Below are 19756 nucleotides of genomic sequence, written 5' to 3'. Positions count from 1 at the left end.
AAAGATTCCGGAGAGGAAAACATGACGACAAACGAAAACCAGAATGACGAGCAGCGCCTGCATAGTAAAGCTGATGCTGAATGCCTCGCTCACGATCCTATTTATACAGAGGAAATCAATGAATATTTTTCAACCATCAAAAAAGACTTGTATCAAATCGATCGGCTGGTAAACGACGCCGTCTCAAATCTCGTGTTCAATTTCAAGTACATCAACGAACTTTCCCAATCGCACCATAAAATGGTTGTCGCGATTGAGAAATTATCAATCCCCAAAGAAAACACGTCTGTGCTGGAACTGTTAAGCAAACAAATGGAAATCGCCAGCAAAATTGAACATGAACTGGATTCAGCAGTGATTTCTTTGCAGTTTGGCGATCTGGTTTCTCAGTTGCTAGCGCATACGACAAAACAAATCGAGAACCTGAATGCGTCATTACTGCACATTGATCATACGAGTAGCAGCGTAATGAATTCAACATCGCATCAGACGACAAATACCAAACTTTCAATGGCGGTACAACACGCCAAGACGAACAAATCAAGCAAGCCCGTTGTACAACATGAAATGCAAAAAGGCGAAATAGAATTATTTTAGCCATTCACATAAAGATTTTGATCTTTATTTAACACGTTATATTTATTGGTTCGATAGCAGGAGAGCAAGCAAATGGAAAAAACGATTTTAACTGTGGATGATTCAGCCTCAATTCGCCAGATGGTTACATTCACTCTTAAAGGCGCAGGGTATCAGGTTACTGAAGCAGTAGACGGTCAGGATGCACTGGAAAAAGCACACCGGCAATCATTCAACCTGGTACTTACCGACATCAACATGCCCCGTATGGATGGCCTCAAATTGCTGGAGAAATTAAGAAATCTTGCAAGCTACAAAAACATACCGATTCTGATGTTGACGACAGAATCCGATGATGAAATGAAAGCCAAAGGACGTGCAGCGGGTGCAACAGGCTGGCTTGTCAAACCTTTCAACCCTGAAAGTCTGCTGGAAGTTATTAAAAAAGTCACAAATTAAAATGAAAAGACGCTGAATTATCAGTTTAATTATTAATTTGCTTCAGGATCGAATTCACTATCATGCTTTTTTTAAAATTTAAATTATGAATACAAAATTCAGTTATAAATTTTTATCAAATCCGGTCAGTCTTTTCAGGGATACCTGTTTTAGACAATAAATCGAGCTTTCATAGAATGAAACTGTGTAGATTGGTTACAACGTATCGATGCTTCCAGAATATCGTATCAGCTATACGTCCTCAGCACCTAGAAAAACTCGATCAGCATTAATTGCAGACGATTGCCTCAAGCATATTTACAACATGAAACGGTATGAAACCATGCTCTCTCATTCAATTGATGTTTCAAAATTTAGGATAAGAAATGAGTGCAGATCTTGAACAATTTTATGAGGTGTTTTTTGAAGAATCCTCGGAATTACTCGCAGAGATGGAAGCACGTTTGCTTGGGCTCGATATTAACGCGCCGGACCCAGAAGACTTAAACGCTATCTTTCGTGCAGCACACTCTATCAAAGGTGGGGCAGGCACATTTGGATTTACAGACATGACGGAGATGACGCATATGCTGGAGTCGCTACTGGACAAGCTACGCAAGGGTGAAATTGAAATTCACAGTGAAATGGTTGACACTTTTCTTAAAGCAGGCGATGTCATTAAAGGACAATTGGCCGCTCACAGAGGCGATGGAACAGCCGATGGGGATGCAGATGCAATAGTCCGTAGTGAATTGATGCGGTTTTCTGAACAGGCGTCCGAACCAGCCAGGGTGGATACTGAAACAGCAACAGCACCAACAGATCTGGCGAAGCACACACTGAATGAAACAGAACCTACTGATATAATACACTCTTCTGATTCTGGTACCGCGTCTGGAACCAAAGACGATCATTATGAAATAGCGTTTTCATCCGACGGTATCGGTCAGAAAGCCATGGATAACCTGCTTTCCAATTTAAATATGCTTGGCAAGTTGGAAATGCTGTCCCATATCGATGGAGAACAATGTAAATTACGCCTTACCACCGGTCTGGATGAAGAGGATATCTGGGAAGCCCTGGCATTTATCGTTGATCCGTCACAATTAACGATCGAGAAGCAGCCACTCCCAGTACCGTCAAAGTCTGTTGATGCGCACTACTCTGTTCCAGACCAGACCAGCAGCCCAACGTCTGAAAATGCTTATGAAATAGAACCAGAGAACGTCGAAAGCACTGAGTCAAAATCAGCCCAGCCCTACGGATTTTTCCCGGACGCTCCAGCTGCACCCAAGGAATCAGATCATACAAAACCAGACGAAACGAGTTCAAAGGCTCCCGAATCACCAAAACCCTTAACTGAGCCAGCCAATTCCGGTCTTGCCCATAAGCAGGCCAAATCAAGCACTTCAGTCAATGAGTCGTCTTCCATTCGTGTCAGTATCGAAAAAGTTGACCAGATGATTAATCTGGTCGGAGAACTGGTCATAACGCAAGCCATGCTTGCACAGACAGCTTCCGAGGTTGATCCGGTCCTTTATGAAAAACTGAACAGCGGAATGAATCAGCTCGAGCGTAATACTCGCGATTTGCAGGAATCCGTTATGTCAATTCGTATGATGCCAATCAGCTTTGTCTTCAGCCGCTACCCGCGAGTGGTACGTGATCTGGCCGCCAAACTCGACAAAAAGGTTGAACTGAAAACGGTTGGCGAAAGTACAGAGCTGGACAAAGGATTAATTGAAAAAATCGCTGACCCGCTGACGCATCTGGTAAGGAACAGCCTTGATCACGGCATTGAATCGCCTGAGAAAAGAGTTGCAGCAGGAAAGATAGCCAAAGGAACCATTACCTTACGGGCATTTCACCAGGGTGGCAGCATTGTTATCGAAGTCGGGGACGACGGCGCCGGGCTCAACCGTGAGAAAATCATCGCAAAAGCACTGGAACGCGGAATACCAGTCCATGAAAACATGTCGGATCAAGAGGTCTGGATGCTCATTTTCGAACCCGGTTTTTCTACAGCCGAGAAAGTCACTGACGTTTCCGGCCGCGGGGTCGGCATGGATGTTGTCAAACGTAACATTCAGAGTATGGGTGGGCGCATCGAGATTGATTCGGTGTTCGGCGTTGGAACACGCATTACGATTCGCTTACCACTGACACTGGCCATACTGGACGGTCTTTCAGTGGCTGTCGGCGACCAAATGTTTATTGTTCCCTTAACCTACATTACCGAATCTCTCCAGATTAAAAATACCGATATCAAAACTGTTGCAGGCAAAGGTCGTGTCGTCCACGTGCGCGGCGATTACCTGCCGGTAATCGCGCTCCATGAAGTTTTTAACATCAAACCTAGTTCAACCAATCTCGAGGACGGCATTCTTGTCATTCTGGATGCAGAGGGACACAAGGCAGCCATGTTCGTAGATGCACTGATTGGCCAGCATCAGGTTGTCATCAAGAGCCTTGAAAAGAACTATCGCAGGGTGACGGGTGTTTCCGGAGCAACAATCATGGGTGATGGCACAGTTGCCCTGATTCTTGATACCACCGGCCTGGTCATGGCTTCACAAAAAGCATCCACGTGACAGGTACTCAAAACCCTGAAGACAAATTCCAATATTCTTAAAAAAGGAGGAAGACGGTATGTCACAACAACAGACACTCACCCAACCCGAAACAGCAGGCAACGCGCCGACAGTAAACACCAATGAATTCCTGACCTTTAGACTGGGAAGTGAAGAATATGGCATTGATATTCTGAAAGTTCAAGAAATTCGTGGTTATGATGCCGTTACTCAAATAGCCAATTCACCTGATTTCATAAAAGGTGTTGTCAACCTGCGCGGCATTATCGTTCCCATTATCGACATGCGAATCAAATTTCGATTGGGCAACACTGACTACGACCAGTTTACGGTCGTAATTATTCTGAATGTATCAGGTCGTGTCATGGGTATCGTGGTTGACGGAGTTTCTGACGTTATCAGTCTCAATATGGATCACGTACGGTCAACACCCGAATTCGGTTCAGTCATTGACACAAAATACATTATGGGACTGGGAACCGTTGATGAACGCATGCTAATTCTGGTTGATATTGAAAAACTGATGGCCAGCGACGACATAGGATTGATTGAACAAACACTTAATTAGGCAGTACTTTACAAAGTTTATACAGGAGATTCAGATGTTTAGCAATATGACAATTAAATCACGCTTAATAATAATGATCAGCATCTTGTCGTTGCTGCTTATAAGTGTTGGCGGTATTGGATTATTTGGCGTCAATCAATCCAACCAGGGATTAAAAACCGTCTATGAGGACCGTACGATCCCGGCTGTAGATCTGGCGAAAATGAACGACCAATGGCAGATCATGCGCATGAATGCAGTGGTTGCTGCCAACCTGAATGATGTGGAAATTGCAAAGGCACGCACAATCGATACGGCCAATAGATATGCTGAGGTCCGAAAGATATGGTCCGTTTATATGCAAACGGTGCTGACACCGGAAGAAGCAGCGCTTGCGGAATCATATATTCAACATGAAAAAGCTTATGTGGATTCGCGTGACCTTACTCTCAGGCAGGCAAGTGCCGGTGATTTCGAGGCAGCCCGCACTAATGCGATGAGTGATGCTGGACCGAAATTCGACATTCTTCACAAAACCGTTTTCGATTTAATCGATTTGCAAGGCAGAGTCGCCAGTGAAGAATATGCAAGAGCACAAGAAAATTTTGAATCTCTCTTCTTTATCATTAGCTGCGCTGCAATTACAGGTGTTATTTTGGCAATTGTAATTGGCATGATGCTTATTCGCGCAATTGTAGGACCAATCAACGAAGCAGTTGCTGTTGCCAATGCCGTTGCTTCGGGAGATCTGACCAGCCGCATAGAGGCCAACTCAACCAACGAAACAGGTCGTCTCATGCATGCATTAAAACAAATGAACGATAACCTGGTCGATCTGGTCGGCAAAGTACGTATTGGTACCGATTCTATTTTCGTCGCTGCAGGTGAGATATCTGCCGGCAATTCAAATTTAAGTGAACGTACCGAGGAACAGGCATCGAGTCTGGAACAAACCGCATCCTCCATGGAAGAATTGACCTCTACCGTCAAACAAAATGCAGACAACGCATACCAGGCCAATCAACTGGCATCCGGCGCATCAGAGGTTGCAATTAAAGGTGGATCGGTTGTCGGTCAGGTTGTCCAGACCATGAGTGAAATCAACAATAGCTCAAGAAAAATCGTTGATATTATCAGCGTCATTGACGGCATAGCGTTCCAGACAAATATACTCGCATTAAATGCCGCTGTAGAAGCCGCACGTGCCGGGGAACAGGGCCGCGGCTTTGCTGTCGTGGCGACTGAAGTACGTACGCTGGCACAACGTTCAGCTGCCGCAGCAAAAGAAATCAAAGAGCTGATCAGTGATTCTGTCAGCAAAGTTGAAGACGGCACGCGATTGGTTGATGAAGCTGGGACAACCATGGATGAAATTGTCAATGCCGTCAAACGTGTAACAGATATCATGACTGAAATTTCTGCGGCTTCTCAGGAACAGAGCTCCGGAATCGAACAGATTAATCTGGCCGTTACACAGATGGATGGCATGACACAGCAAAACGCCGCGCTTGTAGAAGAAGCTGCCGCTGCTGCAGAATCCATGAAAGAGCAGGCGGAAGAACTGACCAAAGCAATCTCGTTGTTCAGATTATCTGAGAGCATGGTAATTAAACCAGTTAACAGAAACAAGAAACCGGCAAATGTAACCCAACTTCCAGATCGTACAACAGTTAATAAAAACGCTGCAAACAAGAAGGCAGAAAATACCGCAGGTTCAATTGCATCAAAACCCAAAAAGGTTGCAACAGGCGGTAATGATGAATACTGGGAAGAATTTTAACCGATTCGAGTAATTTTACTATTAATCTGGCCATTTGATCGCGGATAGCACTTGTCATACCCCGACCATTCTGGCCAGATCAACAGCCTTGTGTTGCATCAGTTTGTATTTTTCATTAATCATCATTCAACCGGACCGAAGGCAAAATGTGGGATGTTGAAATAAAAAAAAAGGAAGAAGCATCCCGTGAGTATGTTTTCACGCAGGCAGATTTTGAAAAAACCAAAAAAATGATTTATGAATACGCCGGTATTTCATTATCAGATTCCAAACAAAATATGGTTTACAGCCGCCTGACCCGTCGGCTACGGTTTCATGGTCTTAAAAGTTTCAAAGAATATCTAAAACTACTGGAAAGTAAAAACTCCCTGGAATGGCAGGAATTTGTTAATGCACTGACAACAAATCTCACATCTTTTTTTCGTGAGAATCATCATTTCTCAATTCTGGAACAACACCTGAAATCGTGTAAAAGATCCAGCTCAACTGATGCAGACGATTTTTCCAGTCCTAGCAAGAATTTTCACGATCGAGCAAACCTGAACAAAATCCATCTCTGGTGCACAGCATCCTCCACTGGAGAAGAGCCCTACTCTATGGCTATCACAGCCATCAGAGCGTTTAATACGCTAACACCCCCGGTTCATATTCTGGCTACTGACATCGATACTCAAGTACTACAAAAAGCCAGCGAAGGAATCTACGCTCTTGATCGTGTTGATAAGTTACCACAAAGCGTGCTTAAAGAATTTTTCTATAAAGGCAAGGGGCGTCACGAAGGCCTTGTAAAAATACGGGATGATGTCCGTAAACTGGTCACGTTCAGGAGAATCAACCTGCTTGACGAAAACTGGCATATGCGCGGCGGCTTTCAGGCTATATTCTGTCGAAATGTCATGATCTATTTTGATAAAAAGACACAATACAAAATACTGAAGAAATTTGCACCGTTGCTGGATGAGGGCGGATTGCTGTTTGCCGGTCATTCTGAAAGCCTCCAGCATGCATCGGATCTTTTCAGGCTGCGTTCAAATACCGTCTATGATGTTTCCAAAACACAGGAATCAGCATGATTGAAATCGAAAACAAAAATATCACATTGGCTGATAAGCAGGCAGCAACTCATTTTTACTTCGATAACGAATTCAAAGCACAAGCGGTCAAGCTGCTACCTGGCGAATATTTTGTAACAGATCGAGACAAACTACTTGTCACGGTACTCGGGTCATGCATTGCAGCATGTATACGGGATGTTCGAAGCGGAATTGGCGGCATGAATCATTTTATGCTGCCTGATACCGGCGCTTCGAATACCAACACTCAATTAAGCGCTTCTGCCCGTTATGGTACCTATGCTATGGAAATACTGATTAATCAGTTGTTGAAATTAGGCGCACGCCGTACGAATCTCGAAGCAAAAGTTTTTGGCGGCGGCAATGTTTTAAAGGAGCTGACTAATTCAAATATAGGTCAACGTAACGCCGATTTTGTTCTGGCGTTTCTTGCCACTGAGAATATTCGTGTAGCAGCGAAAGATTTGATCGATATTTATCCGAGAAAAGTATTTTTCTTTCCCAAGACTGGGAAAGTGATGGTCAAGAAACTCAAAGAGGGTCAGTTCAACAGCGTTTCAGATAACGAAAAGAGATACTTTACACAGGTAAATCAGCTTAGTCAGTCCAAAAATTCAGGCGGCACAGTCGAACTTTTTTCGTGATAGCGCACTTCTTTTCTTATGTATCTAAAAGATCATGAACAAAATCAGAGTCCTAATTATTGATGATTCCGCTCTCGTGCGGAAAATGCTTACTGAAATAATTAACAGTCAGGCAGATATGGAGGTGATTGGTGCCGCGCCCGATCCGTTGATAGCACGGGAAATGATTCGTGAGATGAATCCGGATGTATTAACATTGGATGTCGAAATGCCCAAAATGGACGGTCTTGATTTTCTGGAAAGATTAATGCGATTAAGGCCCACGCCGGTACTAATGATTTCAACACTGACCGAGAAAGGTTCAGAAGTTACATTTCGTGCCCTTGAGCTTGGCGCAGTTGATTTTATTGCAAAGCCCAAAATAGATATTGTCTCAGGCTTGCAAGATTATACCAGTCAAATAGTCGCCAAATTGCGTATTGCCAGGCATGCACGCATTAAGCGACTCACTCCCGCATCGGTCTCAAATACCTCGGCATCTTCACAGACACTTTCTACACCTAAAAATCATATAGCTTCAACCGAGAAACTGATTGTTATTGGCGCATCAACTGGTGGAACAGAGGCCCTGAAGGATTTTCTCATACAGCTGCCGTCTAATTGTCCCGGCATACTGATTGCGCAGCATATGCCAGAGTTATTTACAAAATCTTTCGCCGATCGCTTAAACAAACTGTGCAGAATAAGAGTGGTTGAGGCACAGGGCGGCGAACGCGTTTTACCCGGCCATGCTTTTGTCGCCCCCGGACATTCCCATCTCTTGCTGCGTCGAAGTGGTGCCAATTATATGACCGAATTAAATCAGGATGCTCCAGTCAACCGACACCGCCCCTCAGTTGACGTACTTTTTCATTCCGCTGCAAAAGTCGCAGGAAAAAATGCAATTGGGGTGATTATGACAGGTATGGGCAAAGATGGTGCAGCCGGCATGTTAGCAATGCATGCAGCAGGAGCCTACAATTTTGCGCAGGACGAGGCCAGTTGTGTGGTCTATGGTATGCCTAGAGAAGCGGTGACTGCTGGAGGCGTTGATGAAATCATTCCATTATCTGATATGGCAAAAAAGGTGTTGTCACGAGCCTTTCATATCGGTGCGCAAGCGGTACGCGTCTGAAAACACGTTACAACGAAATTTTGCTTGCATACAGATTAAACAAATGGACTATAAATCAAATTACTTTGAGATCAGTTATCCAGGCTAGTACTCTATCTATATATTAATGGAGGAAATGAATTATGCGTGTAAACCTGCCAATCACAACAGTCGAGAAAGATTTTCGCGAGCTGGATGGATTAATATCCAAAACTGACGTAAAGGGACGGATCACTTTCGTCAATGATGCGTTTGTTCAGGTCAGCGGATTCTCGCGCGAGGAATTACTGGGAAAACCGCATAACATAGTGCGTCATCCAGATGTGCCGGAAGAAGCTTTCAAAGATTTGTGGAATACCGTCAAATCCGGCAAGCCCTGGACAGCGATTGTTAAAAACAGATGCAAGAATGGTGATTATTACTGGGTTGAAGCCAATGTAACCCCACTACGTGAAGGGAATCAAATTACAGGATATGTTTCAATTCGTAACAAACCAACGGACGAGCAAATTGAAAGTGCCAAGACGCTATATAAACAAATAAAAGACGGCAAGGTTATTCTAAAAGAAGGTAAAACCGTTAAAAAAGGCTTTGCAGAAATATTGAGCAAGCTGACCAGTCCATCATTGAAAGTAAAACTGGGACTGGCTTTTGCGTTTCCAACTTTCGCCTTCCTATTGGCTGGAGTAACTGCATTGAATGGGTTTGCAACACAACAACCGACTGCATTTTTAACCGTTATGGGATGTGTTTTTTTGGTTTCGGTATTGTTGAGTTGCTATACAATTGTTTCCATTGTTAAACCTTTAGAGAATATTTCCAACGCTATATCACGTGCAGCATCCGGCGACTTTTCTCATACAGAGTATCCATCTTCAAAGGGTGAACTGGGTCGATTGCTTGAATTATTGAGCACTATGAGCAGGAACCTGCGCCGTATCGTATTGAATGTCTATTCCAGCACTAATATCGTCTCACAAAGTTCGGAAAGCCTAGTTCAAGGAAATGATGAATTGAACCGGCGTACGCTGAATCAATCAGCAAATCTTGAAAAAACGGCGGCATCAATGGAGGAACTGACTTCAACGGTGAAACAAAATACCGAAAATGTACAAGAAGTCAACAGACTTGGAATCCAGGCGCGTACAGTTGCTTCAAAAGGCGGTGAAATTGTCAATGACGTCGTACATACCATGAATTCAATCCATGAAAGCTCCAAAAAAGTTGTCAATATCATCAGCGTCATTGATGAAATCGCTTTTCAAACCAATATACTGGCATTGAATGCAGGTGTTGAGGCAGCGCGTGCAGGTGAGCATGGTCGCGGTTTTGCAGTTGTGGCCTCTGAGGTACGCATGCTTGCTCAGCGCTCTGCAACTGCAGCCAAGGAAATTGCAACGTTAATCAATAACTCAGTAAATCAGATTGAAACCGGCACAGAGTTAGTGGGCAAAGCTGGACAAACTATGAACGAGGTCGTAAATTCAATCCAGAAAGTAACCGAAATTATGGCTGATTTAGCAAATGCATCGCATGAGCAGAATTCGGGTATCGAACAAATCAACGAAGCGCTGATCAGTCTGGATACGGTGACTCAGCAGAACACTTCTTTAGGGCATGAAATTGCCAAATTGGCGAAATCATTGCAAGAACAGACCGATAACCTTGCCCAGGCCATCGCAGTACTAAAACTCGATGCTATCGAACACAATGAAACAGAATTTGACCGTCGCAACAATTCGAGACTCGCATGGAAAACATCCCCGCAAAACAACATCGACAGGAGAAGCGGGAAACGCCCGGCCAATATTCATCGCATCCATGGACGCAAAACCAGTGCCACAGGCTAATTGAATAGATATGCGCTCCGCTTAAAAAAGAGCGCATATGCGCGTTATTTATTCTCAATCGTGACGAGAGCGTTGATTATTGAAACATGTATAACTCCATGATTTGTCGCTGACAAGGTTGATTTTGCAATCTGTTTTGGTAAGATAGCAAATGTTGTGTTTAAAAAAACATAAGCTATGTACTATCAAAATACAAAACGCTTTGCGAAGAATTCATATATTTTTAGTGCCTGCATCGTACTGATAATGACAGCTTCAGGATGTAGTACGCTTTCTGAAAAGCAGGCAGGTAGCCATTATCAACTCAAATCCAGATCTATAGAGCAATCTCCGATAAAATCAGTTGTTAATAAACTGTATCACCAACACCAGGAATGGGAAGGTGTCCGTTATAGACTGGGAGGGATCAGTAAAAACGGCATTGATTGTTCAGGCTTCGTCTACCTGACATTCAAATCAAAAATGGACATACATCTGCCAAGAACGACGCGTCAACAGTCAAAGATGGGGAAAGTGATTCAAAAGCATGAATTAAATGCTGGAGACCTGGTATTTTTTCGCACCGGTCCGACATCAAAGCATGTCGGCATTTATTTAGAAAAAAACAAATTTCTCCATGTCTCTCAAAAGAAAGGGGTTACAATTTCTCGATTAGATAATGTCTACTGGAGAGCCAAATACTGGAAATCAGTCCGGGTATAAGCTGTATAACAAATGAAGCACCAGCGAATAAGATTGATTCCTCCGGCGCTGGTAATGGTTGTTTTTGCGATTGCAATGTGGTTTCTTGCCATTTCGTTTCCTGTTTCCCTATTTGAATCGGAACCGCCTATACTGTTTCCATTACTGATGATAGCGATCGGCTTATTGGTAATAGTGTTATGCGCTGTTACATTTATACGAAAAAAAACCACGTTAAACCCGTTAAAACCGGAGTTAGCCACAATTTTAATTAGCAGCGGCCTGTATCAATACAGTCGCAATCCAATTTATCTGGGATTTGTCATTATTTTGGCTGGGTGGGGCATGTACCTGAACAACATACCCGCATTATTGTTGATTGCAGGCTTTATTTTCTATATGGATCAGTTTCAGATAGAGCTTGAGGAAAAACTGTTGAGCCAAATTTTTGGAGATCAGTTCGAAATATACAAACGAAACGTACGGCGCTGGTTATAAACTACAAAACTCGCCAAATATTATTTATTTTATTGATGGAGTTCAACCATACAAGTGACTGAAAGGCCTCTACAAAAAAATGAAATTCTGGTCCGTGGATTATTTATGTTATTTTTTACCGTAATCTACAGCATCTCAAAATTTCTTATTATAGGAGTAATGCTATTCCAGTTTGGTACGATTTTAATGACAGAAAAACCAAATGAACAAATCCTCAAATTTTCGAATGGACTGAGTGCTTATATTTATCAAATCATTCAATTTCTGTCATTTAACAGTGAACAACGCCCTTTTCCTTTCAGCAAGTGGCCGAATGGTACTCAGCAAATTAACACTAATTCCTCGGATCATCTAGCTGATCAGTAGCCATTTACTGAACACACTTGCAGGTATTCTTTCGGGTATCCTTGCTTCAGTGATTATTTGGAACCACTGGTTATAAGCAATCAGAATTGACAAGCACAATACGCACTGATATGTAATGTATCGTGTTTACATCGACATAACCTGATCGTAAACACCCAGATAATTGTTTGTCATTGCCTTCATACTAAATTCTGATTCGATCTTTTGACGTGCTGATATACCCTGCGCTCTGGCTAACTCTGGTGTCATGTAATAATCTAGAATCGCACTTGCAAGCTCTGTGGTGTTACCGGATGCAACCAGTTTACCGTTACTTTTCTCATCGACCAATTCTGTATTTCCGCCTACTCTTGTCGCAACAACAGGTAATCCACAAGACATTGCCTCCAGGATTGTATTTGATATACCTTCTGCAAGAGATGGCAAAACAAACAAATCCATCATACGCATAAGCTCCGGAATATCAGAGCGTTCTCCCGGTAACCAGACAAAATTATCTATGCCGGCTTCCCGCACTATGTCAAGACATTCATTCCGGGTGCTGCCATCACCAACAATCATCAGGCGCAGTCTTTTACGAGCTTCAGGATTATTTTTCAGAATAAGTAAAAAAGCACGCACCAGATTTGGATAATCCTTGACAGCCTCCATTCTTCCCACGCTGCCGATTATAAATGCGTTATCTGTAAAAAAACCTTTCGGTCCTTGCTGGCAATGGTTTGCCATTCCTGGTGAAAAACGGCGGTTATCAACACCATTATAAATCTGGCTGATACGTTCAGGCGAGACATTTAGCAAACACGTGAGCCACGATTCCAGGTCTTTACTCACCGTAATGAAATGCCCTACAAATGGATATATTACCCTGCGCAACATATTGTATTTAAAATTCTCACCTTTTAAGTCGGTTATGTCGCGACCATGCTCACTATGGACTCGCCTCTTGATTCGTGCCACAGCAGCAATCAATTGCGCTTCCAGCGCTGCCAGATTACGTGTATGAATAATATCCGGTTTCAATTCACGTAATACAGAAAAGAGCTTCAGATATAATTTCAGATCATATCCCTGACGTTTATTCAGTGCTATGATCTTAATGTCATCTTGGGTAATTCGATTTCGAAAATCGGTATATCCCTCAAGACAAATAATTGCGTGGCGATAGCGGCTGGAGGGAATAGAATTAATCAGATTAACCAGGCCATTCTCGAGTCCGCCCACGCCCAGACGGTGGATGACATGAGCAATTAAAGGAGTACTTTGCATCAAACCCTCTTGTTTACAAAATTCGCCAGTCCCTACGACGCGCTCAAATTTTGAACAGACTCGCCCCATTTAAGATGAATAAACATTATTGTCCGCTCACCGCGTACAAACTGTTTGTAATCTCAGGCAGCATGTCTTCAAGGAACTGATGAAGTACCGGCATTGCCTCATCGGGTTGCAATCCAAAAGGTGTCGCAATAATCACTTCAGCGCCAAAATCACTATCCGTCAGCAATCTGTTCCTAGCGAGCAATAGTTTTGCCTTATATGAGCTAACCGTTTCATCATTACCTAATACATACCAGCGCCACACCAACAAATTCAAATCGTGTGAATTGAGCTGTGCCTGGCGGTACGTAACTTTTTCCGAATTGATCATAGACGACTGTTCGCTCTCACTAATCTGCCTCCATGGTGAATCCATTTCATATACCAGCGCATTTCCCGAGTTTATTAACTCATTGCCCTGACGCTGATTTTGATAGTATGTAATAAACAAACTGACCTGCTTATGCTCATTGTTGGAAAAATGCGCTTCGAACTTTCCTGGAGAACCAATGTAAACTGGATTCCAGTCAGATACCGGTTCATCTAACATGCGCCATTTTTTCTCTGAATAAGAGAAATTAAATTCCGGTTGAACAAAATCCTCATCATTATCGAGATAAGCTGCGTAAAGCGGCCATACTAATGCGACAGCAAGTACTGAACCGGTAAACAAAATGGTTTTCCTGGCTGAGACATCCGAAGTTTGCTCTTTGGCTCTACGATTGCCATTACTTTGAATAGTATTTGCAGTTGTATTGTCTTCGCGCCATAAAGACCCAACCCAAAAAAGTATTAACATGACTAAACCGAAAAAAACCCAGCCATATATCAAATGATCCACACCCACAGCCAACTGCATATTGCTCAAATGCCCGGTCATAACAATTAAATACGCGCGTATGCCATTCGCGATAATTGGCACCAGTATCGAAAACGCGATAAAAATAATACGCTTGATCAGGCTGTAATAGGTTAGATAAGCATATAGCGCGCCCAGCGTAACCGATGCAATTAGGTATCGCAATCCGCTGCAGGCCTCAACTACAGACCAATTTCCAGTTGGTAGAGAAAAAAACGTGCCTTCACGGTAAACCGGTATGCCACTCAACTGCAAAGCACTCACGGTGAAATCCGCTGTAAAATTAATCAACGGCGGGATCAGCATGTCCCCGAATGGCACTGCGAAAAACAGATAAGCCAGAGGAAATGCCAGCACAAGCATTATTCTGTAGCCCAGAATGGCAGCAACCACTATAGGCAACATGGCCACAACTGCGTATTGCATCACTACCTGGACGCTTGCCAATTCTGCAATCAGCCAGAACGCACCCAGAACAAATAAACAAAATAAGGCAACAGGGCTGGGCTGCTGATTGAGAGTGACAATGCTGTGTCGCTTGGTCCATACCATATAGATTACAAATGGCAGTATCAGAAACCCATGTGCATAAGTGTCCGACCTATACCAGGTTTCCACCATGGACCAGATGGTCTGATAATATATGATCAGAATCCCGGCAATAGCCATTACTGTCATCAGAATGGCAAAATGAATCGAATTGCGATTTGAATTTTCTGATACAAAAACAGTATTCATCCGGTTTCACTCTAGCAATTTAGTATTTTCGCGTGCAAAGTCAGCCCAAACTTTTAACGATGAACGGACCAATCCAATTGGCGACAGAACGCGGCAATTTCTGCCAGGTCTGAATAAAATATTTATATTTCGGATTTGAAGGACTATGATTAGGGATGTGAGACGCTTTAATTAGCTTGTATTCATAATGAAGCGGTTGCGCTTCGAATCCCCAGTTCTTTTTAAAACTATAAGATCCGGTATCACGTTTACTTCGCCCAAAATCGAAAGTTTTATAACCATTTTCACAGCTACGCCGCATTAGTTCCCAGTACATGAAATCGCTCGCAGCCCAATTTCTGGCCTCTACTGTTCCGCCGCCATAATAGGGCAACACTTCATTCCGGAAATAAAAACTCATCACGCTACTTAGGGTAACGCCGTTTTTATGAATGGTCATAAGCTCACAGTCTTGTGCAAATGTTTGTTTCAGTAACTGAAAGTATTTCTTTGAAAATACAGGTGTACCCAACCGGTGCACACTGCTTGAATATGCAAAGAAAAAGCGCTCGATATCTTCATCAATATCACTTTTCAGTCCAAATTTGATTCCTTTCCTTACCATCGCGCGCTGCTTGCGCGGTATCTCCAGAAGATTTTTCTCAATGTCGGCATCAAGCGTTTTTCGAAAAGTGACATATAAATCTTTGGTAGGCCAGTCCTGGTGTACAGGTTTCATATTACGGAACTCAAGGTAGTCAACCTTTAACTTATCGGCAAGTTCGATAGCTGCCAGCTCAAGCCTTTCTCTTACAGTATCACTACAGGCAGCAACACCACCATAAACGCAAAAAGGCAGTGAGCCCAAAAAATGTCCGAAAAGAAAACTTTTGATTTCAGCCAACGGCAGCACGCCCTGTATCTCGCCGTTACATTCGGCATACAAGAACCATGTTTTGTGATTAAACGCTCGCTCGATCACATTTTTCCAGCCTGCTCTGTGAAAGAAAGTCGCTTCTGGGCATGACAATACAAACTGGTCCCAGCGTTCGCTATCTTCCGGCTGCATTTCATGAACAGCTACGTGCACACTTGGATTTTCTGTATCTGCCACCTCTGCCAGCACACTCATTTATAGAAATATTTTGTTAGTTTAGAAAAATTTTATCCACTCTGTCCCATTGGAAATCGTGAATCAGCGCTCTTAATCTCTTTTCCATGCGGTGCAAATTTAGATAATGTCTGAATCGGGTTTTAAACCCGACGCCTTGTTGGCGAGGCTGATCCACATCAATTTCCCACGGATGAAAGTAAAAAATTGCAGCATGAGATTCGATACCGTTCAATCTTTTAATAAACCATTTAGAAACTGTATATGGCCACAGCCGGAAATATCCGCCACCGCCAGCGGGTACGTTCCTGCCCCATAATCTTACAGTTGTCACAGGTAATTCAAGCACCCCGCTCTCACCCCTTGGGAAATATGCAAATCTCGGTGCATCGGGCATACCGTAGTGATCATGTTGTACCGGATAAATACTTGAGCTATATCGATATCCCGCTTCAGCAAGGCAATCGAGCGCCCACAAATTTTTTCTGTTAATAGAAAAACTGGGAGCACGATAACCCACTACTGCCCGACTGCTGATTTCCTCCAATACCGCTTTGCTTCGAATGATATCTTCTTTGAATTCCGAAGGTGTTAAATCTGTAACGCGCGCATGTCCCCATCCATGACTGGCAATCTCATGACCGTTCTCAGACATCCGTTTAATCATTTGTGGATATCTTTCAGCAATCCACCCCAAGGTAAAAAAAGTTGCCTTGATTTGTTTTTCATCCAGCAGACCAAGTATTTTTTCGATGTTATGTTCCACTCTGCACGGAATACTATCCCAAGATGATCTTGGGATATGTTTTTCAAAAGCAGACACTTGAAAATAATCCTCGACATCAATGGTCATCGCGTTTTTTATTAAGGTACAGGTATTAATCTGGTTCATAATCTATCTTTTGTTAAAATCATTTTTAACATTACCAAATGACAGGTTCTGCTTTAATAAATCAAGAACAAAAAGTACAGATTTTTCCATTCTGACTAACCGGCTCTCCATCTTTTCGAGATCAGCTTTTGCCGGATAGCTATCCTCCTGCACGTCAGCCACGGACTGTTTTGTCATATTTGTCTCGGCTTCAACGTCAGGCGAGTCAAACTCCTGCTGAAAATCATTGACTACTACCTTAACGGCATCTTCTCCAAAATGATGCAGTTCTTCCAGACAGCCCATCATAAACATCCGGTCGCACAGCAAATTAATTTTTCGTGGAATTCCGCCTGTTGATAGATGGATTAATCGAAAAGCATCGTCATCTATAGCAGGATCATTCTGCCAGCCAGCGGTTTTTAAACGATGCTCAATATATGCTTTGGTTTCCTGCTCATCCAATGGACCCAGGTGATACGTGGCAATCACCCTCTGCCTCAACTGCTGCATCTTTTGATTCAAAAGTGTCTTCTTAAATTCGGGCTGGCCAAGCAAGAATGTCTGCAACAACGGCGCATTGTCTGTCTGAAAATTGGATAACATGCGCAGTTCCTCAAGCGTTTCAGAAGTAAGGTTCTGCGCTTCATCAACAACCAGCAGCACCCGCTTTCCCTGCCGGTCACAGCGTTGCAGAAACTGTTCAATCTCGAGCAGCAGAGCAGCCTTGCTCGTTTTAGCATAGGGCAAACCAAAAGCAGCAGCTACCAACGTCAAAATATCATTGGAATCGATATGCGTGTTTACTATCTGAACCGCAACAATCCTATCTGATTCGAGTCTTCGGAATAAATTGCGCATCAACGTGGTTTTTCCTGCGCCAACTTCGCCGGTCAAGACTATAAACCCTTCTCCTTGCGAAAGTCCGTATTCCAGATAAGCCATTGCCCGTTTATGTCCCTTGCTGCCGTAAAAAAAACTGGGATCAGGTTTTAACTGAAACGGTTTGGCGCTTAATCCATAAAACGATTCATACATTGCTCGATTCCACTAGAAATTCTTGGTTAATGAAACAGTAACGGCATTGGCTGACAAATCAAGATCCTGATTGCCAGACTGAATATTCGAAAGGCGATCTATGCGCTGATATTGCAGCATCCCGATCAAATCTGGAAAAAAATCCCTGGTCACATTCGCTGTAAAAAACAGATTATCATTTGTACTATTTACTGACAAAAAGTCGAATCTAACAAAACTAAAGTTCATATTGAAATTTGTCCGTGGCGATAGCCTGTAACGCCAAGCAACATTTCCACCTAATTGTCGCGTATCATTAAAAAACAGAGGGAAGCCAAGCAAATCTTCATCAAGCTCTTCGGCAGTATAAGGCTTTCGCTTTAATTGAAATACATTCAATGTCAAATCATTTCTGGTTCCGTTTAAGGTTACCGATGCATTAAAGCGTCTTTGCAGGAAAACACGGTTTGTCAGAAAATTGCTTAAACCTAGCAACAGGTTCTGTGCATCGATACTACCAACATTCAAGGCACCCAGCGCACCAAACTGGCCTGCTTGCTGGTTAAGCGTTGTAATATCCTCAATATATATAATTTGCCAGGTAGACAGCCGGGTTCGGTAATTAACTGTAGCTGAGTAAGTGTCACCAAAAAATCGCTGTCCTGCACTAAATTGCAAATCCGTCCTTTTATTGGGCGCCCAGACAAAACCTGCTGTCCAGGTCGGACTGCTTGGTTTTCCCCGAATTGAAATGAAGCTGTTTCGTTCATAACCGCCGGTAGCAGTCAAAGCGAATCGTCGCGTAAGATTATAACGGAGGTTCCCTATGTAACTTTCAAGTTCAATTGTAGTATTGGCACGATCCAGATGAATACGATTGTTGTTGTAATTGAATCCCCAGCCAAGTTTCCTGAAAGCGCTACCGCTGTTCAATAAAAACTGATAACTGTCTCTTTGGCTGTTGATAAATCCGTTGAATCCAGACTTTACAAATCCCCGGGTATAGCGCGCTTCGGCAGTAGCAAAACTCTGGAAACGATGTCGAAGATATGGGCTGACACTGTAAATTTCAAGATTAGCGCGATTTCCTGTTGCAAAAACGTTGTTCGCCGTCTGTGGTGCCAGCAGACTGACATTTTGTTGTAATATTCTGGCATCGCCATCAATAAAAAACAAATCCTTCAGCACTTCAGTTGTCGCGTTCGCATTAAGCATATGCCTGATTTGCGTCAACTCATTATTTTTGGCAAAAATGAGATTGTTCATGACGTATTGTGCGTTGACTTCATACCGACGCCCTTCACCAGTCACCAGCATACCCGGATTGATCTGCGTAATGAAGTCGCCCCCACTTGCTCCGGCTCCGCCAAACCCGATACCGCCCGCACCGCCTGCAATCAGACCACCACCCAATCGTACGTTGTCAGTATAGGTTTCACTGACAGTCAAAGTCGGGCTGAACTCCAGTTTTCCAACCGCAGTTTGCGCATAAACCAACAGAAAAAGAACGCAAGCAACGCTAAAATTATTAAACAGACAATTGTTATTCTGTTTAGTTATAAAATTCATGAGTAATAATACCCATAGTATTCGCCGCTGGCGAACGTTCTGACCTTGTTATAAATCAGGCTTATGTTAACGTGAAAGAAACCGCTAATCAGGCGCACATAATCCTGACCAGCTAAGGTCATCGCAGAATTGGCATTTTTAAACTTGATCTGGTTTGATAA

Annotated in this window: 18 protein-coding genes; 12 read left to right on the top strand and 6 right to left on the bottom strand. The window is 43.1% G+C overall.

The features are described from left to right. Window positions 1-21 precede the first annotated feature (21 nt). The 12 genes from BMY62_RS00090 to BMY62_RS00035 all read left to right on the top strand — a co-directional run bounded on the left by BMY62_RS00090 (window position 22) and on the right by BMY62_RS00035 (window position 12137). Window positions 22-597 carry a hypothetical protein gene (locus tag BMY62_RS00090; RefSeq protein WP_090654817.1) on the top strand — a complete coding sequence of 192 codons (576 nt, stop codon included), beginning with the start codon at window positions 22-24 and terminating at the stop codon, window positions 595-597. Window positions 598-669: 72 nt separating this feature from the next. Then, a complete protein-coding gene (locus tag BMY62_RS00085; protein ID WP_090654814.1) occupies window positions 670-1035 on the top strand; it encodes a response regulator in 366 nt (121 codons plus the stop codon). Window positions 1036-1400: 365 nt separating this feature from the next. Then, window positions 1401-3605: a chemotaxis protein CheA gene (gene cheA / locus BMY62_RS00080; protein ID WP_090654811.1), complete on the top strand. Its 2205-nt coding sequence runs from the start codon at window positions 1401-1403 to the stop codon at window positions 3603-3605. A gap of 58 nt (window positions 3606-3663) precedes the next feature. Continuing rightward, the gene (locus tag BMY62_RS00075) at window positions 3664-4173 is read left to right on the top strand and encodes a chemotaxis protein CheW (RefSeq protein ID WP_090654808.1); all 510 of its coding nucleotides are present in this window, start codon (window positions 3664-3666) and stop codon (window positions 4171-4173) included. Between the two features lie 34 nt (window positions 4174-4207). Further along, window positions 4208-5932 carry a methyl-accepting chemotaxis protein gene (locus BMY62_RS00070; RefSeq protein ID WP_090654806.1) on the top strand — a complete coding sequence of 575 codons (1725 nt, stop codon included), beginning with the start codon at window positions 4208-4210 and terminating at the stop codon, window positions 5930-5932. A gap of 146 nt (window positions 5933-6078) precedes the next feature. Then, window positions 6079-7005 (top strand): CheR family methyltransferase, encoded by a 927-nt coding sequence (locus tag BMY62_RS00065; protein WP_090654803.1) that lies wholly within the window; start codon window positions 6079-6081, stop codon window positions 7003-7005. Continuing rightward, window positions 7002-7649, top strand: coding sequence for a chemoreceptor glutamine deamidase CheD (gene cheD / locus BMY62_RS00060; protein WP_090654800.1), 648 nt, complete (start codon window positions 7002-7004; stop codon window positions 7647-7649). Before BMY62_RS00065 ends, cheD begins: the two co-directional genes overlap by 4 nt. Window positions 7650-7683: 34 nt before the next feature. Next, on the top strand, window positions 7684-8763 hold the full coding sequence (locus tag BMY62_RS00055; protein ID WP_090654797.1) for a protein-glutamate methylesterase/protein-glutamine glutaminase: 1080 nt from the start codon (window positions 7684-7686) through the stop codon (window positions 8761-8763). Between the two features lie 122 nt (window positions 8764-8885). Further along, window positions 8886-10592: a methyl-accepting chemotaxis protein gene (locus BMY62_RS00050; protein WP_090654794.1), complete on the top strand. Its 1707-nt coding sequence runs from the start codon at window positions 8886-8888 to the stop codon at window positions 10590-10592. A gap of 177 nt (window positions 10593-10769) precedes the next feature. Beyond that, window positions 10770-11294 (top strand): NlpC/P60 family protein, encoded by a 525-nt coding sequence (locus tag BMY62_RS00045; protein WP_256207361.1) that lies wholly within the window; start codon window positions 10770-10772, stop codon window positions 11292-11294. A gap of 12 nt (window positions 11295-11306) precedes the next feature. Further along, window positions 11307-11771 carry a methyltransferase family protein gene (locus BMY62_RS00040; protein WP_090654791.1) on the top strand — a complete coding sequence of 155 codons (465 nt, stop codon included), beginning with the start codon at window positions 11307-11309 and terminating at the stop codon, window positions 11769-11771. Between the two features lie 54 nt (window positions 11772-11825). Further along, window positions 11826-12137, top strand: coding sequence for a DUF4389 domain-containing protein (locus BMY62_RS00035; RefSeq protein ID WP_256207360.1), 312 nt, complete (start codon window positions 11826-11828; stop codon window positions 12135-12137). Between the two features lie 126 nt (window positions 12138-12263). Here BMY62_RS00035 and BMY62_RS00030 read toward each other — a convergent pair whose 3' ends face one another. The 6 genes from BMY62_RS00030 to BMY62_RS00005 form a co-directional block, all read right to left on the bottom strand. Beyond that, window positions 12264-13403: a TIGR03088 family PEP-CTERM/XrtA system glycosyltransferase gene (locus tag BMY62_RS00030; RefSeq protein WP_090654789.1), complete on the bottom strand. Its 1140-nt coding sequence runs from the start codon at window positions 13401-13403 to the stop codon at window positions 12264-12266. 85 nt (window positions 13404-13488) lie between these two features. Beyond that, window positions 13489-15048, bottom strand: a complete 1560-nt coding sequence (gene xrtA, locus BMY62_RS00025; RefSeq protein WP_090654787.1) for an exosortase A — start codon at window positions 15046-15048, stop codon at window positions 13489-13491. Window positions 15049-15088: 40 nt separating this feature from the next. Beyond that, window positions 15089-16159, bottom strand: coding sequence for a FemAB family XrtA/PEP-CTERM system-associated protein (locus tag BMY62_RS00020; RefSeq protein WP_090654784.1), 1071 nt, complete (start codon window positions 16157-16159; stop codon window positions 15089-15091). A 16-nt stretch (window positions 16160-16175) separates the two neighbouring features. Further along, window positions 16176-17030, bottom strand: a complete 855-nt coding sequence (locus tag BMY62_RS00015) for an XrtA system polysaccharide deacetylase (RefSeq protein ID WP_256207359.1) — start codon at window positions 17028-17030, stop codon at window positions 16176-16178. 3 nt (window positions 17031-17033) lie between these two features. Further along, the gene (locus BMY62_RS00010) at window positions 17034-18047 is read right to left on the bottom strand and encodes an XrtA/PEP-CTERM system-associated ATPase (RefSeq protein ID WP_090654781.1); all 1014 of its coding nucleotides are present in this window, start codon (window positions 18045-18047) and stop codon (window positions 17034-17036) included. A gap of 12 nt (window positions 18048-18059) precedes the next feature. Continuing rightward, window positions 18060-19595 carry a TIGR03016 family PEP-CTERM system-associated outer membrane protein gene (locus tag BMY62_RS00005; protein ID WP_090654778.1) on the bottom strand — a complete coding sequence of 512 codons (1536 nt, stop codon included), beginning with the start codon at window positions 19593-19595 and terminating at the stop codon, window positions 18060-18062. Window positions 19596-19756: the final 161 nt, after the last annotated feature.

Origin of the sequence: Nitrosomonas marina (assembly GCF_900111605.1) — a bacterium.
In the GTDB taxonomy this organism is placed as follows: domain Bacteria; phylum Pseudomonadota; class Gammaproteobacteria; order Burkholderiales; family Nitrosomonadaceae; genus Nitrosomonas; species Nitrosomonas marina_A.
The sequence above is the reverse complement of the archived record's forward strand: the minus strand, read 5'-3'. Positions and strand labels throughout refer to the sequence as shown.